16 protein-coding genes are annotated in these 15,025 nt (G+C 54.7%); 9 read left to right on the forward strand and 7 right to left on the reverse strand.

The window, feature by feature from the left end:
• Positions 1–102 precede the first annotated feature (102 nt).
• Genes OZX62_RS05120 through mobC form a run of 3 tightly spaced genes read right to left on the reverse strand, consistent with a single transcriptional unit; the run spans position 103 to position 2,992 of the window.
• On the reverse strand, positions 103–1,113 hold the full coding sequence (locus OZX62_RS05120; protein ID WP_277176936.1) for a DUF3801 domain-containing protein: 1,011 nt from the start codon (positions 1,111–1,113) through the stop codon (positions 103–105).
• Between the two features lie 47 nt (positions 1,114–1,160).
• Positions 1,161–2,591: a relaxase/mobilization nuclease domain-containing protein gene (locus tag OZX62_RS05125; protein WP_277176937.1), complete on the reverse strand. Its 1,431-nt coding sequence runs from the start codon at positions 2,589–2,591 to the stop codon at positions 1,161–1,163.
• A 2-nt stretch (positions 2,592–2,593) separates the two neighbouring features.
• Positions 2,594–2,992: a plasmid mobilization relaxosome protein MobC gene (gene mobC / locus OZX62_RS05130; RefSeq protein WP_277176938.1), complete on the reverse strand. Its 399-nt coding sequence runs from the start codon at positions 2,990–2,992 to the stop codon at positions 2,594–2,596.
• Between the two features lie 353 nt (positions 2,993–3,345).
• Between mobC and OZX62_RS05135 the strand changes: the two genes are divergently transcribed.
• From OZX62_RS05135 to OZX62_RS05160, 6 genes are all read left to right on the forward strand, one after another.
• Positions 3,346–3,723: a hypothetical protein gene (locus tag OZX62_RS05135; RefSeq protein WP_277176939.1), complete on the forward strand. Its 378-nt coding sequence runs from the start codon at positions 3,346–3,348 to the stop codon at positions 3,721–3,723.
• Positions 3,723–4,580, forward strand: a complete 858-nt coding sequence (locus OZX62_RS05140; protein ID WP_277176940.1) for a hypothetical protein — start codon at positions 3,723–3,725, stop codon at positions 4,578–4,580. The genes OZX62_RS05135 and OZX62_RS05140 overlap by 1 nt, the downstream gene beginning before the upstream one ends.
• 98 nt (positions 4,581–4,678) lie before the next feature.
• Positions 4,679–5,176, forward strand: a complete 498-nt coding sequence (locus OZX62_RS05145; protein WP_277176941.1) for a helix-turn-helix transcriptional regulator — start codon at positions 4,679–4,681, stop codon at positions 5,174–5,176.
• A 1,347-nt stretch (positions 5,177–6,523) separates the two neighbouring features.
• Entirely contained in the window at positions 6,524–7,204 is a 681-nt protein-coding gene (locus OZX62_RS05150; RefSeq protein ID WP_277176942.1) for a hypothetical protein, read from the forward strand.
• Positions 7,205–7,610: 406 nt separating this feature from the next.
• Positions 7,611–7,787 carry a hypothetical protein gene (locus tag OZX62_RS05155; RefSeq protein ID WP_277176943.1) on the forward strand — a complete coding sequence of 59 codons (177 nt, stop codon included), beginning with the start codon at positions 7,611–7,613 and terminating at the stop codon, positions 7,785–7,787.
• A 169-nt stretch (positions 7,788–7,956) separates the two neighbouring features.
• Complete coding sequence (locus tag OZX62_RS05160) at positions 7,957–9,138, forward strand: hypothetical protein (protein WP_277176944.1); 1,182 nt, start codon at positions 7,957–7,959, stop codon at positions 9,136–9,138.
• A 62-nt stretch (positions 9,139–9,200) separates the two neighbouring features.
• Here the strand turns inward: OZX62_RS05160 and OZX62_RS05165 are convergent, their stop codons facing one another.
• Positions 9,201–10,355, reverse strand: a complete 1,155-nt coding sequence (locus OZX62_RS05165) for a hypothetical protein (protein WP_277176945.1) — start codon at positions 10,353–10,355, stop codon at positions 9,201–9,203.
• Between the two features lie 878 nt (positions 10,356–11,233).
• Positions 11,234–11,503 (reverse strand): hypothetical protein, encoded by a 270-nt coding sequence (locus OZX62_RS05170; protein WP_277176946.1) that lies wholly within the window; start codon positions 11,501–11,503, stop codon positions 11,234–11,236.
• A gap of 942 nt (positions 11,504–12,445) precedes the next feature.
• Between OZX62_RS05170 and OZX62_RS05175 the strand changes: the two genes are divergently transcribed.
• Complete coding sequence (locus tag OZX62_RS05175) at positions 12,446–12,619, forward strand: hypothetical protein (RefSeq protein WP_277176947.1); 174 nt, start codon at positions 12,446–12,448, stop codon at positions 12,617–12,619.
• Positions 12,620–12,821: 202 nt separating this feature from the next.
• Here OZX62_RS05175 and OZX62_RS05180 read toward each other — a convergent pair whose 3' ends face one another.
• Positions 12,822–13,163 (reverse strand): DUF2568 domain-containing protein, encoded by a 342-nt coding sequence (locus OZX62_RS05180; RefSeq protein WP_277176948.1) that lies wholly within the window; start codon positions 13,161–13,163, stop codon positions 12,822–12,824.
• Positions 13,164–13,503: 340 nt separating this feature from the next.
• The gene (locus tag OZX62_RS05185; RefSeq protein ID WP_277176949.1) at positions 13,504–13,953 is read right to left on the reverse strand and encodes a MerR family transcriptional regulator; all 450 of its coding nucleotides are present in this window, start codon (positions 13,951–13,953) and stop codon (positions 13,504–13,506) included.
• 57 nt (positions 13,954–14,010) lie between these two features.
• Between OZX62_RS05185 and OZX62_RS05190 the strand changes: the two genes are divergently transcribed.
• Together OZX62_RS05190 and OZX62_RS05195 are read left to right on the forward strand one after the other, a co-directional pair.
• On the forward strand, positions 14,011–14,415 hold the full coding sequence (locus OZX62_RS05190) for a carboxymuconolactone decarboxylase family protein (RefSeq protein ID WP_277176950.1): 405 nt from the start codon (positions 14,011–14,013) through the stop codon (positions 14,413–14,415).
• 43 nt (positions 14,416–14,458) lie between these two features.
• Entirely contained in the window at positions 14,459–14,896 is a 438-nt protein-coding gene (locus OZX62_RS05195) for a Sir2 family NAD-dependent protein deacetylase (RefSeq protein WP_277176951.1), read from the forward strand.
• Positions 14,897–15,025: the final 129 nt, after the last annotated feature.

Consider the following 15,025-nt stretch of genomic DNA (forward strand, 5'->3'; position numbering starts at 1 on the left):
AACCCGTTCGGCAGACTCACACCCGGCCACACCTCGCGCCGTACCGGTTTCGACGTCCCTACGTGACCGATATTCTCGTCGCCTGATTCCATGTGTATTCTCCTATCTGGTTCTGGTCTTCATTGGCTTCGGCATCGTCCGGGCCGGACCTCGCACCCGTTCGGCCGCACGAGTCCTGATTCCGTGCACGGTCTCGGCCTTCGTCTTCACATGATGCGGGCTGCCTACTTTTGTGTCGTCGCCCCGTCCGGTTCCGGGCCTCGCCGTTTTGGGCTTGACACCCTGTTGCGGCTTCGTAGCTTCTCGTGGCCTGTCGGGAGCGAAGAACCGGTCCCAGTCCAGACCCGGGGTGCGGTCGGCCAGACGGTCGATCAGCCCGGCGACCCTCTGGGCCTCGCCGCGAGGATAGAAGAACCGCTGCAGGCCCTCACCGGTCGTCTCCTGTCTGAAAGGAATCGACTCGCGTTCCAGGTTGGCCGCGATGATGGAGGCGTCCGTATCCCATGCCACCGTCCTGAAATCAAAGCACGGGTTGCCAGGAGACACCGGATTCCAAGGCTCGCGAGGATGTCCGGCCTCTTTCGCGTTTTCCTGCTTTCGTGTCTCCCCGGAGCGATGCACTTCGTTTTGATTGTGGGTTGTTTGTTGCCGGCTTGCTTCTTCGTTTCTCGCTGCCGTCTTGGATTGGTCCCGTTCGTGTTCGTGTTCGTATTGGCGGGCGGCGATGTCAAGGCCGACGACGACCTTCTTGACCGCATGGCGCACCTCGTCGGCGTCACGGCCCGCGAAATGCAGGTACACGCTCCCGGTCTTCCGATCGCGCTCGATATGGAACGCGATGCCGGCCCGTTTCAACTGGCGTGCCAGGCTGCGCTCCCGCCCGGCCTCGACCTCCACGACCTTCAACGGCTCGCGCTTCCTGTTCAGATCCCTGACCGACACGCTGCCCGAGTTGTGCCGCGCCTCATGCACCCGCCCGTGTGCAAGCCTGACGCCAGCGCCGAGCCGGCTCAGCGACCATGCCACGCCACGGCCCGACAGTTCCAAGACAACGCGCGCGCCGCCATCGAACACCCTCAGCGCATAGTCCTGCACCTGATCTTCAGCCGGCATCACAGCCTCCCGCCTTCATACAATCGCGGGAATGCCCCGCTTCCCGTTCAGGTTGCCCGACGTCTCGGCCGGTTTGGACGGACGGGACCGTTGCCACGGCTTCTGGCATTCCGGTCGCGTTCCAGTATCCGTCGCAACGCCATCGCCTCGTCCGCGTTCATGCCGGTAGTCTTGCGCACCGCGTCCAGCTCCCGCTCCAGGTGTTCGGTCGAGCCGCCTTGGTCGCGGGCCACGGCGATGGCGACTACCAGCTCGCGCATCTTTGTTTCGCCGGATTCGACCTTCCCGGCCAGCCGGTCGAGCGCCTCCCTGCGGGTGGTGTGGTGGTCGACCACCCGGCTGATGGCATGCAGCTCGTCCAGGCTCTCGTGCAACCGGTCGCACGCCAATGCGGTGACGATTGCCCGGCTGCCCAGCCCGCGCAGGTCACTGGGGGAGAGCCGTCGGCAGGCGTAATCCTCCAACCGCACCTTCGGCTTTGCGAACCATTCGTACAGCCCGTCGCAGTCGACCGTCCGCGCGTAGACGCCATCAGGGCCGGTGAGCACCTGCCGCACATCCCGTGCGAGGTAGGCGCGGAACGTACGGCCGTCCCGCACAATCCGATTCGCGGGAATCGCGAGCATCAGCTTCCGCCCCGAGCCGGGCAGCCACACCCGCACGCCCGTGGAGTCACGATTGGCGACAAGGGTGCGGTCGAACGTGAACATGTTCATCGTCCTCCGGCCGATCCGGCCCATCACCTCCTGCTCGCCGCAGCCCACTCCCAGCCGCACATCCCGGAACCTCCGCCCCGATGCCGTGACCGTGTAGGTCAGATGTCGGCCGCGCACCGACACATTCACACCGAGGCCGGAAAGCAATGACCGGAACTCGTCGAAGCTGTGCGCCTCCTGGCAGGCCCGGCCGATCGCGGTGCGCACCATGTCCTTGATGTTTCGGCCGTCCGCGCTGGCGTTCAGCTCGCCGATCTGCGGCGCCGGATGCCTGACCGGTTTGGGCGTGATGGTGTGCAGCCCGTTCTCGCGGCACAGCCGGTCGCTGGCCTCCCGCCATTGGCCGAGGACCTTGTAGGGTTTTATGTTGCGGTGGGTCAGGTTGCTGTTCGGGCATAGCAGGATGTGGTTGTGGATATGGTGCCGGTCGGTGTGGGTCGCGATGGTGAAGTCGTACTCCTCGCCGACGATTTCGTGGACGAACCGGATGCCTAGGCTGTGCGCCTGCTCCGGCGTGATGTCGTCGGCGGGGTCGAAGCTCTGGATGATATGCTCCGCCAGCACCGCGCCCTTCCGCCCCGCGCCGCCTTTCGCCCGGCCGATGTTGCGCAGGTACACGTTGGCGATGCCCTGCGCATCATCCGCACGCCGGCCGGTCGTGGTGCTCACCAGCCGGTAGCCGTCCGTCTTTTCCGGGTTCGTGATGTACCTGACCGCCTTCGTCAGCGTCGACTTGACCTGTCCCACCTTCACCACAGCCATGCTTAGCTGAGCCTCCCCGGGTCAGGCAGCCCGGCGCTGACCGTGTCCCGCATCAGGGAGAGCAGGCCCACAGCCTCCCGTAGAAGCCGCTGCGTCTCGATGATCTCCGCGTACTCTGCCCGCCGACGGATATTGACCGTGTGGGCGATCTGGTTGACGTTCCCGCCGATACGCGCCAGCTGTATTGTTACGTCGTCCAGGCCGGGCGGCGCCAGCAGGGTCACCGAACGGCCCGTCATGATCCGTGAACGTGCGAACCGGGTCCAGCCCACCGTTTCCAAACCCGCCTTCACGCGCTGTCGGTTCTCCGTCACTTGGGAGTCGCGAACATAGCGCCACTCCTGTTCCGTGAACGTGACGACCTTGCGGACTGGTCGTGTGCGGTTGCCCTGCCATGCCATGGGCTGGCTCCTTCCTGGTATCGGGTGCGGGTGTCCCGCCTCGCCGCCATCGCCCGGAGGCGCTGGCGGCCGCCGGTGTACGTACACCGGTTATGCTTGCTACGACAAAACCACCCCGTAAACGGAAACCCCATATATCTATAGGGGAGTCCTGTAGGCCAGTCTTGTTCCCTTCCGCTCAGGTTCGGACGGATTGGCTATTTTCCCCGAATCCCTGTTGCGCTGTTCCGGCTTCGGATGGCCGATGAATCCTGTGTTCCGTCCCGCCTTTGGTCTGCTTTGTCCGTCCGTGGACGCGTTGTTTTCCGGTTTGATGGCAGGGTCCTATTCCGAAACAAGCAAGGGGGGCGGGAATGCCGAAACCATCGGAGAGAAGCAAAAGAATGCGCCGGCTGGCCGACGAGGCCGTGGATGCCGAACTTGCCGGGCTGAAAGCCAAACGCGAACGGCTGCGCGCCATAGCGGACGGGCTCGGCCAATGGCGCGACCAGTCGCAACACATTCGACAGCTCGCACAGGAACTGGAAACGGAATGCGGCGTCACCAAAACCCGGCTCGCCCACATCCTCGGCATCAGGCCACGCGAGGCGACAGTCATCTGGCCGGCCGCGAACGTCAAGAGAAAACCCTCAAAACAAGACACTGCTGAAGGCCAGACTGAGCAGTCGGTCGAGAACGGAACCGAGCCCGCAACGCTTATGGCCAATGTGCCGTTGCCCGCCGCCCGCTGATGGCAAGCGACAACACCTGGGATGCGCCGGAAACCTACAGCCGGTGGATCGCCGACTCGGAGGAATGGATCAGGTGGCAACGCCAGCCGGGCCACACCGGGCGCAAGCCGCCACTCACCGAGGAACAACGGCGACAGCACCGGGAACAGGCCGGAAGATGGCGCGAGAAACACCGAGAACACATACGCGAACGCGACCGGCGGCGCTACGCCGAAGACCCCGAGTACCGGGAACGCAGACGGGCCGCCCACCGCGCCTATTACCAAGCCCACCGCGAACAACGCGCCAAGGAAAAACGCGAGCAGCGTGCGTCGAAGAAACAGGGTCCGACCCCCGAACAGCGCGAGAAAGCCAGGCAACAGGACAAACGGGAGGCCCGCAAACGCCGCTCGGCCGCCTACGTGAAACGGAAACAAAAACTGGAAAACGATCCCGAACGTCTGGAACGTATGCGCGTAAAGAAACGGGAATACGCCCGCCGCTACCGAGCCGAACACCCCCTGACCCGTGAACAGAAGGACCGACGCAACGCACGCGCCCGCGAACGGTTCGCCACCGACCCCGAATACCGGCAGCACAGGCGCGAGATGGTACACCAACAGCACATCGAACACCCCAAGACCCGAGAGCAGAAGGATCGCTACAACGCCCAGCACCGCCAACGCTACCGGGACGATCCGGAATACCGGCAACGGCAAAGTGCGAGGATGCGTGTCTACAACGCCGAGCGCAGGAAGGAACAAGCCATAACGAAAACCACTGCGCGAACGAACCCCTGTATGGACATCCCCGCAGCGAATCCGGCGCTTCGCAGCACACAGACCAGGAAACCCGGAAGAAGAATATCGAGAACGTGACAACAAACAGGAACATTCGACCACAGGGGCGCGAAAGTGGGATGCCGCACGGCATTCCCGGATATGCTGGGGGCCACGCGATGAAAGGAGCGACAACCATGAGCGACAACACTGAAACAGATACGGATGCAGGCATTGATATGACCGCCGAGGCCTATCGGCTCTCACTGGGACTGTCTGCCGGAAGCCTAGCCGAACAACTGGGCGTAGATACGAGCCGGGTGCTCGCTTGGGAGCAAGGGAACGAACCCGTTCCTGAAAAGGCCATGGCGTGGCTGGGGGAGCATCGCGCGGAACTTGTCGACGAGATCCGCTCGTTCATGGCCGACGAGCAGGAGATGAGAAGAAACGGGGAAAGTGACCCGGAGACCGGCGGCTGGGACTTCACCCTCTACCGGGACGCGCCCAGATTCGCCGCTGCAAACCAGCCCACCCGTATCACCGACTGGCGCACATGGAACCAGGCCTATCTCATCATCGGTCTGCTCATAGAAGCCCTCGGTTATCAGATAAATTATCGTACTTTTGGATATCGAAATAAGAAGGATAATAACCGGATGCTAGTTGACGGGTTTGGACCTGTGAAACTAATTTAAAACGTTAAATAACAATGAATGAACAAAGCTAAGTTTACATGTAGCTAATTCTCAACGTCAATAGTCCGAGTGCTATTTAGAAGTGTAACACGGTTGTTTTTCTGTTGGTATGACTGTAATCTGTCCATTTCCGTGCCGAAGGCCTAGGTCGGGATGATACGTTGAGAATCTTCATGGGCTGGTCGTTAATCTTCTGACAGATTGCGTCGACCTTCTGCTGGTTCAGTATGAAGAAGTCGGCGCGTATGGTCGCGGGCGCATCGTCGACCGCACCGTTTACCACGGGCTCACGATACTGTTCGAGAGCGACTCATGACTATAAAGTCACGCCTTCAGCCAATAACAGAAAACAACAAAAAGACTCTGATCAATACGCTGAAACAGTCTGAAATCGGCTTCCATAATGAATGACTTTTCACACCGAACCGCAGACTACAACTTGACAAAATACACCTATGTTCAGGCCTGAAAAATTCAAGGTAAATGAGACTGATTCGCCTAGCGTCCACAGACGGCTACCAGAGTCACGCAAGTCTGGCTGGCAAGGTGATTTGTGTTCGGTTTGGCCGCAGATAGGCAGTGCATCTGTCTGTCCGCGGACTTGGTAGACCGGTCGATAGTCGGCCACTCGGTCGGCCTGGTACGCGACGTAGGGTTTGTGTTAGGTGCATTCGCCATCCTGAGGTTCTTATTGAGTGATTTCCGGGTGTTCCACACCGGCCCGGAATCGAGCCCGATAATGAGGAAATCGACCGAATACTTAGCGTGTTCGGCATAGTCAGATTGCCTTCAGCCAAGGATACACTCTACGACAATCCGGCAGCCAAGTCCACAAACTGTTTGATCAAGAAAGTGCTCATCTGCCGTTAACACGTATACCATCGGCGAATAACTACGAAAAGACGTCAGCCAATACGTCTGGTGATATAACCATCGAAGATCACGCTTGATCACCGGCTGTCTCAATGCTACCGAATTTACCAAACAAGGATAAGGCCCCGCAAAACAGTCCGACTAAGTGTTGACAATCCAGCCTGAATACTCTCATAAAACATTGGAGACTGACCCGCACGAATAATATGATTGAACGGCTGAACTGTGAGATACGCACTGTACTCGGGAGGTCGGATTGCCCGAGTATCCCATGCTCGCCAGCGCGGGTCGGGGACATCGCCTGGGACGGGAACAGCCGCCACTACCTGTATATGTCCTTACTTGAATCCACAATCAAACCAACGAACGAAAACCTACACAAAGGAAATCAAGGCTGAAATCGAAAGTGTACATAACAACGGACGTTATCGTAGAGTATTTCTTTTGTACAATAATAGAATCGGTAGGAATTGAATGGCTAGATGGCAGCGTATCGTTTTCGTCATTTTAGGGTTGGCTTGTTGCGGGGGAGTCTTTGTCTTGCTTTTCTTGCATCCAGAGTTGCAGATTATAATTACTTGCTTGATTATCGGTTCGGCACTTTTTTCCTATTTATCTATAACTGGGCAATATCTCTCAGAAGTAGGAACTAATGGTTTGCGGTTGCAAAAAGTGGAAAAATCAGTGCAAGAAGTAAACAAGAAAGCTGAAAGCGCGACTAAAGTGGCGGAAGAGGCTTCAAGAAAAGCAGAAAAGACGAATGTTCACATACGTGCTATGGCTTTTGATAAACAAGTAATAGATTTCCTTAGACAAAAGTACCCAACAGTCCAGGCGCCATTAATCCGTCTTCAAGGGCCCTATCAGCGTAGTGACGCAATCGTGACGCTTCCGAAGAGCAATAAGAATGTCGTAATTGATATAAAGTATCTATATAAAACAAGCTCATTTACAAGAACGATTTCCGATTATATTATTTCTATTCATGACAAAACTCCAATTGTATTTATATTTCCTATAGACGAGTATGAAAAAAATCGTATCAGAATAAATAAAGATATCCAACAATATGATAGTGGAATGATATTCGCGACTGGATACTCATTAGCAAAGTCAGATCAATTGGAAGCTGTCTTGAAAGATATTGACGCTTGAGATCCTTCAAAACTTTTGTTGAAAGCAATGCCTTTTCATGGCCAATAACCCGGAATCGCTCTTGTTGACTGGCTCTGTAATAGGATGATAGTTGGCGCATGGCCTGACAATCCGTAAGGCCGGCATCCGATTCAATTCGGATACCGGCCTGTGGCATTTGAAGTAGGACGATTCAAAGACGCCCCGTCGGTTCGGACACCATCCGGTGAAAGCTTTTTGCCCGCCTTTATAGTCCGGATGGGTAACGTTGCCGTCCCCGACCTGCCTTACGTATACCGTACCGGTGGAGATTCCGCCCATCGGATAGTACCTCCGTCGAAAAGTAACGTTTTCGAGGGTCGTATGGGCCGTCCGACCCGTGCGCCGTAGCCGCGTCACCACGTGGCGCGGCATTGAAGTCAGGGTTATGCCCAATTCACAGAAAGGACCTAGCGGTGACAACTATCTGAGGGACTCCATCGTGGCGATCATCGCTGCCTTGATTGCCAAGGCGGACAACATCGTCACCGACGTCATGCGCGTGGCCGTCATCGGCTACCTGCTGGCCATGGACTACCACGATAGACATGGTTCCCCTAGGTAAAAGGCTTGTCCGATTAGTTTCGGGCGGTCCTCCTTTCTAAAATTTTATTTGTACATTCATTGCTCATGTTGCTTTAGTGTTTATGAGAAGTCTTTTCTTACAAGATAAATCATGTGTATGCAAATGCAATTAGAATTGGTGATAGGGCATATTCTGATGGGAGGTTGCGTTGGATGGTGTAGCGAGTGAGGCTGTGAACTATTCCAAGATATTCAGAAGGCTTTTCCCAACCAAAAAGGAATGGGATGCCGTTCAAATCCAGATGAGTAAGGACCTGGCCCACGCTCCCAACGAGTTCGCCTCGAAATGCCTTTTCTGCGGCGAGAGCCTTTCTGGGCCGGATAAGTCCCAGTCGCTTTGCGACTCCCACTCCATTCCCAAGCACAGTCTGAAGGCCATTTCGGATGACGGCAAACTCGTCTCCCTTAAATCCCTGATAAGTCCCATAAATGGCCTCACCGACTTTGAAGGAGTGGGGCAGGCCGGCACATTCAGATTGATATGTCGGAGGTGCGATAACCTCATCTTCCGAGACTATGAGGATTTTCAAAACTACACCGATGATTTCGTCTCTCGCTCGGGCGAGAATGGGTGCCAGAAGATATTTAACGAAATCGCCATGAAAAACTACTTGTATTCCATATACCAGCAGAATATGGGAATCCGCATGTTCAAGGCTTTGGAACCAATTGTGGTCAAAGCGAATAATAGCCTGATAGGTGAGATGGTCAGAGGAAACCTAGAAAAGGAAATGAACGACAAGCGTGATTATGAGAGATATTACGCTGAGACAAAGAGGCTGAGCGAGAAAACGCTTATCAGGAATTATTATGTTGGATTCTACCGGATAATCCCATGGACGGTTCCTGTCGCCTTTCAGGATGCGTTGGCTGTCGAGATCTCATTCGACGGGACGCTGATCAACAACGTTCGTGATCTACGGGCAAAGATTCAGCAGCTTCAACTTTGCATCTTCCCTGACAAGGACCGGACGATTCTGTTGGCGTTCTCGAAGCAGCACGCCAACAGGCTGACCCCCATATACCGTTACCTCAATCGGCTTGATGACGAATCAGCCGTCAAAGCTGTGATTGCTCTGGCGTTGAGGTATTCTGCGAACGTTTACATCTCCACGAACATTGAAGACGATTCGGTCAAAACGGATTATATGAGAGAACTCGCGAGCGATAACGGAACCACTCGCATGCACTTTTGGCCAGACGATCTGATTCCCGAAGAAAAGGCCGCATTCTGGAGCAACCAGCAGGCACAACAGATAGTAAGTGAGCATGATACTCTGCGGCAGTATTCGAGCATCCCTGATGTTTTGGTCGGAATAGACAATTATTGAGATAATGTCCGTTTTGTGCGCTTCTGGTTTTGGTTTTGACCTTTCGTGTGAGAGTGCGAGCGTTATTCTATACTTGTTCGGAATTCGGGGGCATTGCCCCGAATCAGTTTAAGAAGTTGGGCTCCGTGTATTGACAGGAATGATGACCAATCGGTTATTTTGGCATCGAATAATCGATTATCTTGTTCATATTTGCAAGCCAATCGCAGCATATTCCTGACTACAGGAAAAGCGTGTTCTTCCATAAACGATCCAGCATACTCGTTTAAATCCCACCATTGATAGATGCTTGGGTGGGACGTCTGATGGTTCCTAAGGTCGTATAAATCCTTCAGTACATTAAGATCTGCTGCATTCAGGCCTAGTATGTGTGTAGCCTCCGAAATTCTTTTTGGATGTGATGCTTCCTTTGATGAGGATCGATCCAAGACCATATCGGAAATCACGGTTGCGCAGTTTTCCAAAGGTGTTATGCAAAAGGAGTAATCCTGATTGCTGAACTCTAAAGCAGCATTAAGATAATAAACTGCTCTATTTATGTGTGGGTCGATAGAATTGATGGTATTGACCAGCGGAGAAATGTCTTTTTCCGTTTTCCCAAGTTTGATGTTGGGTAAAGTGTATTCGGTTTCGAGAGATATTGAACCAATGCCTTTGCCCATGAAATGCATTGAACTGCTGTAGATGATATTCACTGCTCCGATGACGTTTATGTAGTAAGCACGATAAATGTATTGGTTGAATAAGGACAATAGTGAATCATTGAAGAAGGATATTTCATCTGAATATCCGTTGCTTTGGAAAACATGATCATATCGATAGGTAAGGCCAAATGGATTTAGCACTACTCCAATCAGAGGGGATTGAATATCATCTCTTTCAGAATTGCTGAATCTGAATGGACCTGGAAAACTTTTATTATATTCTCTTGCAGGAAGAACGACGATATCGTTACCGTTCGCATAAAGATTGAGATTGTCGGAATTGTTGAAATCGCGCACGATTAGATAGTTGTTTGATTTATCTTGTTGATATTTTGGAAGAAAATCTTCCAGCCACCAATTCCAGGAGTTAAGTAGTTGCTGCAGCAAATCATTGCTGAAATCGTCCGCCATGTATTTTTTAAAATTTGCCGTTAAAAACCCCTTAAGAGGAGGGGTCAGCAGTTTCTCGTCTGTCCCTGCTGTGGGTATATTGCTATTTACTACGTCGTTCATATCATCCTCATTGGGAAAGCTAGATTGTTCTTATGAAAGAGCTTACTCTGTGACAGTATTTTGATTAGAGTCAGCAGAACAGATACAGCACAATCGTTATATGGAAATAACTGAGAAACGTGCTCGGTCTTTAGCTTTTCGCTTTGATTCGTGTTTGAAAAGCAAAAGTAACGCATTACTGCTTATGGTGATATTGGAAAGGAGCAGCAACAGATACGGTGACCTGCATCCTTCATCGTCGGCTACAGTCAATACTGTCTTCGAATAAACTTGTTTTTTCTTTCAAGTTCAGCTGTTATCGGCACTTGTGGGCACCTGTCGAACCGTCCTTTTCGTCTATAAATTCAGTATGAGGGGGGGCGAGGTCATCTGGTCATGCAGTCCTTCTGAATTCGTTTCTGCTGCTGTCGTTGGTGGTTTTGTTGAAGAGATGAAGAGTGCATGACAGCTGAGGTGTTGATCTACGTTGTGTATGTATGGATAATGATCTGAAGGACTTCGAATGCAACGGAGGGGCGGCCGAGGTCACCGAACAAGGACCCCTCATCAAAACAGTCCAACTATATGCCGGCAATCGGTGCTTGACGAGGTCGAAGTGTCCGACCGATACAAAGGAAACCGAGTATGAAAGAAGGCCGACATGCGAACCCATAATAGGCACCATTATCGAATACGCAGAATGCGGATACGACGGTAAATTGAACGTCAAATTCCTAAAGCATCAATTTTTGGCTTATAATCCGATGGCTGTATGCCGAATTCGTTTAGCACGTTTACAAATTTTGCTTCTGCAACGCCTCGGAATCCTCCATCGATAATCATAATGGATTTCTCCTAAGGAATAATCAGTTTTGCAATTCGACCAGGTTAGTAGGGGGCTACTTAATCACTGGATCTTTACCGGTATCACCGTAGTCAATGTCGGGATCGTCGTGGTCTCCGCCTTCGCGCATATACGTTACCATATCATCGCTGTTGACGACTATATGGCTGTGACCTGGGCCGTCTGGCACACCCTTTCCGCCATAATATATGTCGACTTTGTCCTCTCCGGTTTTATTGTTGCGGCCGCTCACTATTTTGGCGTCTTTGCCGTCGATTTTTCCGTTCTGCTCGTTTTTACCGAAAACTTCGTCGAAGAATCCCATGGCATCTCCTAAGAACATCGGCATTCTGCACTGAACCTGCGATGACCTAAATGTCATCTTCTAATAAATATAATTAGTTATTGGAGGATGTCAACTATCCTGAGTTCTAGGTAGTTCCCAGTAGTTTGCATGCTTTGGGTTTTGAAACTTGATGAGAAGCATGGTCCTGTCGATTTTCCATCCGACGGTATCCGACCTAGCGATGAGAAATCCTCCGCAGGCGGAGCAACGTCTCAATTCAAGGCCCAAACCCAATCTGGGTAATCTGTCAGGCATTAACAGGTTTCCGAATCTGAAAGTTTCTAGATGTTTGTAAGTCCCATTGTGGCCTTCGCCGTATTAGCATTCGGCGTGTCTTTTAGACCCGTATGTAACCTTAAGGAAACATTCCTAACGTGGTGAAATGTGGGACGAAGAGTCTGAATGCGAACAGTAAAAGACCAATAATTTCAACGAACTAAACTATGTTTTCGCTCGAATCTCGCTCTGTCCGCATTACAAGGGTTTCAGATTTCGGTCTGAAGCCCTTTTGTTTTCTTTTAGCCTATAACCCTTAGGTGTTTTCTGGGATACTTTGGGCGGTATATATTGCCGTAGTGTTTTATCTGTAATGACAGCAGAGAAAACGGTTGAAAATCCGTTGGGCCAACATCCGAATCGAATCGGATGTTGGCCCGCGGCTTTGTAGAAGGACGATTCAAAAACGCCCCGTCGGTTTCGACGCCATCCAGTGAAAAGCTTTTTGCCCGCCTTTATGATCCGGATGGGTAACGCTGCCGTACCCGACATGCCACCAGTATACCGTACCCATCGAGATTCCGCCCGTCGGATACGATGATACGGACGCCGGACAGGTAACGCTTTCGGTGTCCGTGCGGGCCATCCGACTCGTACGCCGCTGCCGCGTCATTACGTGGCGCGGCTTTGTAGATAGAGTATACAATGCCCAAAACACAGAAAGGGCCTAATGGTGACAGCTATCTGAGGGAGTCCATCGTGGCGATCATTGCCGCCTTGATAGCCAAGGCGGACAACATCGTCACCGACGTCATGCTAGTGGCCGTCATCGGCTACCTGCTGGCCATGGACTACCGAAGCAGACATAGCCGCCGCTAGGCAGAAGCCCGTCCGGCATCGTCCCGGGCGGGTCCCTTTCCTTCTCGTTGATTCCTGTCGTTCTGTTTCGTTTTCCAAGTCGGCACAGATGCTGCTGCAGTCTCTGCTCGGCCTTTATCTATCTTGTGCCAGTATTGGTGAATTTCCGGCTGTCGAGGTCACCGGGACGAAACACGCGGCATCGGTAACGGTGGATGTCTCGTTATTCGAGGTTGAGGGCGTACATGAGGATGAGGTCGATGACCGCGACGGCGATGTAGGTGAGGCCGATGGCGGTGCCGAAGATGCGAAGGAACCCGATCGAGCCGATGGTGTAGACGGCGAGTTCCAGACAGAGCTTCCCGTATTTCGGCAGCACGTGCGCGGAGCCGGGCGCGCCGTACCTTGCCCACAGGATGGTGATGATGACCCCGATGGCCACCCACAGGATTTTGGCCGCGGCATTCCTGGAAAGGAACCCGCCTCCTGCCACGAGACCGATGACCGTGACGGTCTCCAGGAGAAAACGTACGCCGGCCACAATCGCCGAAAGAACACCTGTCATTTAAAATCCTCTTCTCTGATTTCGGGCAGGGACTGGACCCTGCCGCTATCGGACATGCTAGGCATTTTATCATCAAATGTTGGATAGCCTCCGAGGCGGGAGAGCAGGGTCCGGGTTTTGGCCGGATGCAATGGCGTATTTGTTTGGTCAGGGTGTATGCCATTCCCGCCTCTCTAGAATATGCGGATTGGCTATACAATGTCTGTCGGGCTATATGGTTTCGGCATCATGGAAAGAAACTCTTGTCTTTCTGGGTCATTCCCAGACAATGATCCAGACACGATGACTTCCGGTCTTCAGTATCTCTGTTTTCATGGAATCCTGGATATTCCCATAGGGGTTATAGACCATTTCGCGATACTCTCGGTTGGGTTTCTTTGAGCCTGTGGTTGTAGGTGCTGATTTTCTTGGCGAGGAACTCTCGTTGTTCCTGGGTTTGTCTGATGCGTTCGGCGAGCAGCCGGTCCTGCTGGTGGAGCATGGCGAGGCGTTCGGGAATGGTGGCGTCGCCCTGGGCGCGCAGGCGGGAGTATCGTTCGATGGCGCGCAGGGGCATGCCGGTGGCGAGCAGGCGTTGTACGAACGCGATCCATTCGAGGTCGTGGCGGGTGTAGCCGCGGTGGCCTTCCGGGTCGCGGTGCGGGTCGAGGATGCCGCGCCGTTCGTAGTATCTGAGCGTGGGGACGGGCAGTCCGGTGAGCCGGGAGACGTCGCTGATGCGCAGCGTCGTCGCGTCGCTCTCCTCTTGTGTTTGGTGGTTTGGGCGTGTCGTCGTTTTGCGTTGAACCATGGTTCATAGCCTAGCGTGGTGCCTGCCGGCGCGGACGCGTCCGGCGGAAAGGAACATATGGAGAAGCCTATGGGGGAGTCGAGGTTCGAGAAGGGGTCGCGCGCGCTGGCCGCGATCGATGGGCGCGGGGGACGGGAGGTGGTCGACTCGCTGGCCGGGATCGCGCCGGACCTGGGCCGCTGGGTCGTGGAGTTCGCGTTCGGCGACGTGTACACGCGCCCGGGTCTGGACGCCCGCCAGCGGGAGCTGGTGACGCTGGGCAGCCTGGTGACTCAGGGCGACACGGTCCCGGAGCTGCGGGTCCATATCGCCGCGGCCCTGCACGTGGGACTGACACGGGAGCAGGTCGTCGAGGCGATCATGCAATGCGTCCCGTACGTCGGCTTCCCGAGGACCATCAACGCCGTCGGCGTCGCCCGCGAGGTCTTCGACCGGGAGGACCGGGAGCACGGCGACGACTGACCGCGACACCGACGGCGGGGCGGTCGGCGAGTTCGCCCGGCTGGTGCGTGAGAGCCGTCATGTCGCGGCGTTCACGGGCGCGGGTGCGTCGGCGGATGCCGGCATCCCCGACCTCGCCGGCATAGCCCGGATTCTCAAGGCCGAGGGGTTCGGTGGCGGGGTGTTCAGCATGCTCGACCCCGCGTTCGTCCGACGTGACCCCGAAACGTTCTACCGGCTCTACCGGCAAACGTTCCTCAAGCCGCGTGTCCGGCCGGACGCCGCCCACCGGTTCCTCGCCCGCCTGGAACGGGAGGGACGGCTGGACGGGGTGGCGACCATGAACATCGACTGCCTGCACCAACAGGCCGGCAGCCGCCACGTATACGAGTACTGGGGCGACATGCGCCTCAACCACTGCGCCGCCTGCGGGCGAGGCTGCGATTGGGACCGCGACACCGGCACCGGCATCCACCACTGCCCTTCCTGCGGCGGACCGTGATCCCCGACTTCACCGCCCGCAGGCTCGCCACCTACCCCAAGCAGGTCGCCGCGGGCAGGCGGCTGATAGCCGGCTGCGACCTGCTCATTGTCACATCGGCACCCAGACCATCCCCACACCACCACCCAA

This window comes from Bifidobacterium sp. ESL0690 (assembly GCF_029392315.1).
Classification (GTDB): domain Bacteria; phylum Actinomycetota; class Actinomycetes; order Actinomycetales; family Bifidobacteriaceae; genus Bifidobacterium.

Coding starts and splice junctions, on each gene's coding strand:
- OZX62_RS05125 (WP_277176937.1), bottom strand. CDS start 2,591: ATGGCTGTGGTGAAGGTGGGACAGGTCAAGTCGACGCTGACGAAGGCG.
- OZX62_RS05135 (WP_277176939.1), top strand. CDS start 3,346: ATGCCGAAACCATCGGAGAGAAGCAAAAGAATGCGCCGGCTGGCCGAC.
- OZX62_RS05165 (WP_277176945.1), bottom strand. CDS start 10,355: ATGAACGACGTAGTAAATAGCAATATACCCACAGCAGGGACAGACGAG.
- OZX62_RS05180 (WP_277176948.1), bottom strand. CDS start 13,163: ATGACAGGTGTTCTTTCGGCGATTGTGGCCGGCGTACGTTTTCTCCTG.
- OZX62_RS05175 (WP_277176947.1), top strand. CDS start 12,446: ATGCCCAAAACACAGAAAGGGCCTAATGGTGACAGCTATCTGAGGGAG.
- OZX62_RS05120 (WP_277176936.1), bottom strand. CDS start 1,113: ATGCCGGCTGAAGATCAGGTGCAGGACTATGCGCTGAGGGTGTTCGAT.
- OZX62_RS05170 (WP_277176946.1), bottom strand. CDS start 11,503: ATGGGATTCTTCGACGAAGTTTTCGGTAAAAACGAGCAGAACGGAAAA.
- OZX62_RS05155 (WP_277176943.1), top strand. CDS start 7,611: ATGCCCAATTCACAGAAAGGACCTAGCGGTGACAACTATCTGAGGGAC.
- mobC (WP_277176938.1), bottom strand. CDS start 2,992: ATGGCATGGCAGGGCAACCGCACACGACCAGTCCGCAAGGTCGTCACG.
- OZX62_RS05185 (WP_277176949.1), bottom strand. CDS start 13,953: ATGGTTCAACGCAAAACGACGACACGCCCAAACCACCAAACACAAGAG.
- OZX62_RS05190 (WP_277176950.1), top strand. CDS start 14,011: ATGGAGAAGCCTATGGGGGAGTCGAGGTTCGAGAAGGGGTCGCGCGCG.
- OZX62_RS05140 (WP_277176940.1), top strand. CDS start 3,723: ATGGCAAGCGACAACACCTGGGATGCGCCGGAAACCTACAGCCGGTGG.
- OZX62_RS05150 (WP_277176942.1), top strand. CDS start 6,524: ATGGCTAGATGGCAGCGTATCGTTTTCGTCATTTTAGGGTTGGCTTGT.
- OZX62_RS05145 (WP_277176941.1), top strand. CDS start 4,679: ATGAGCGACAACACTGAAACAGATACGGATGCAGGCATTGATATGACC.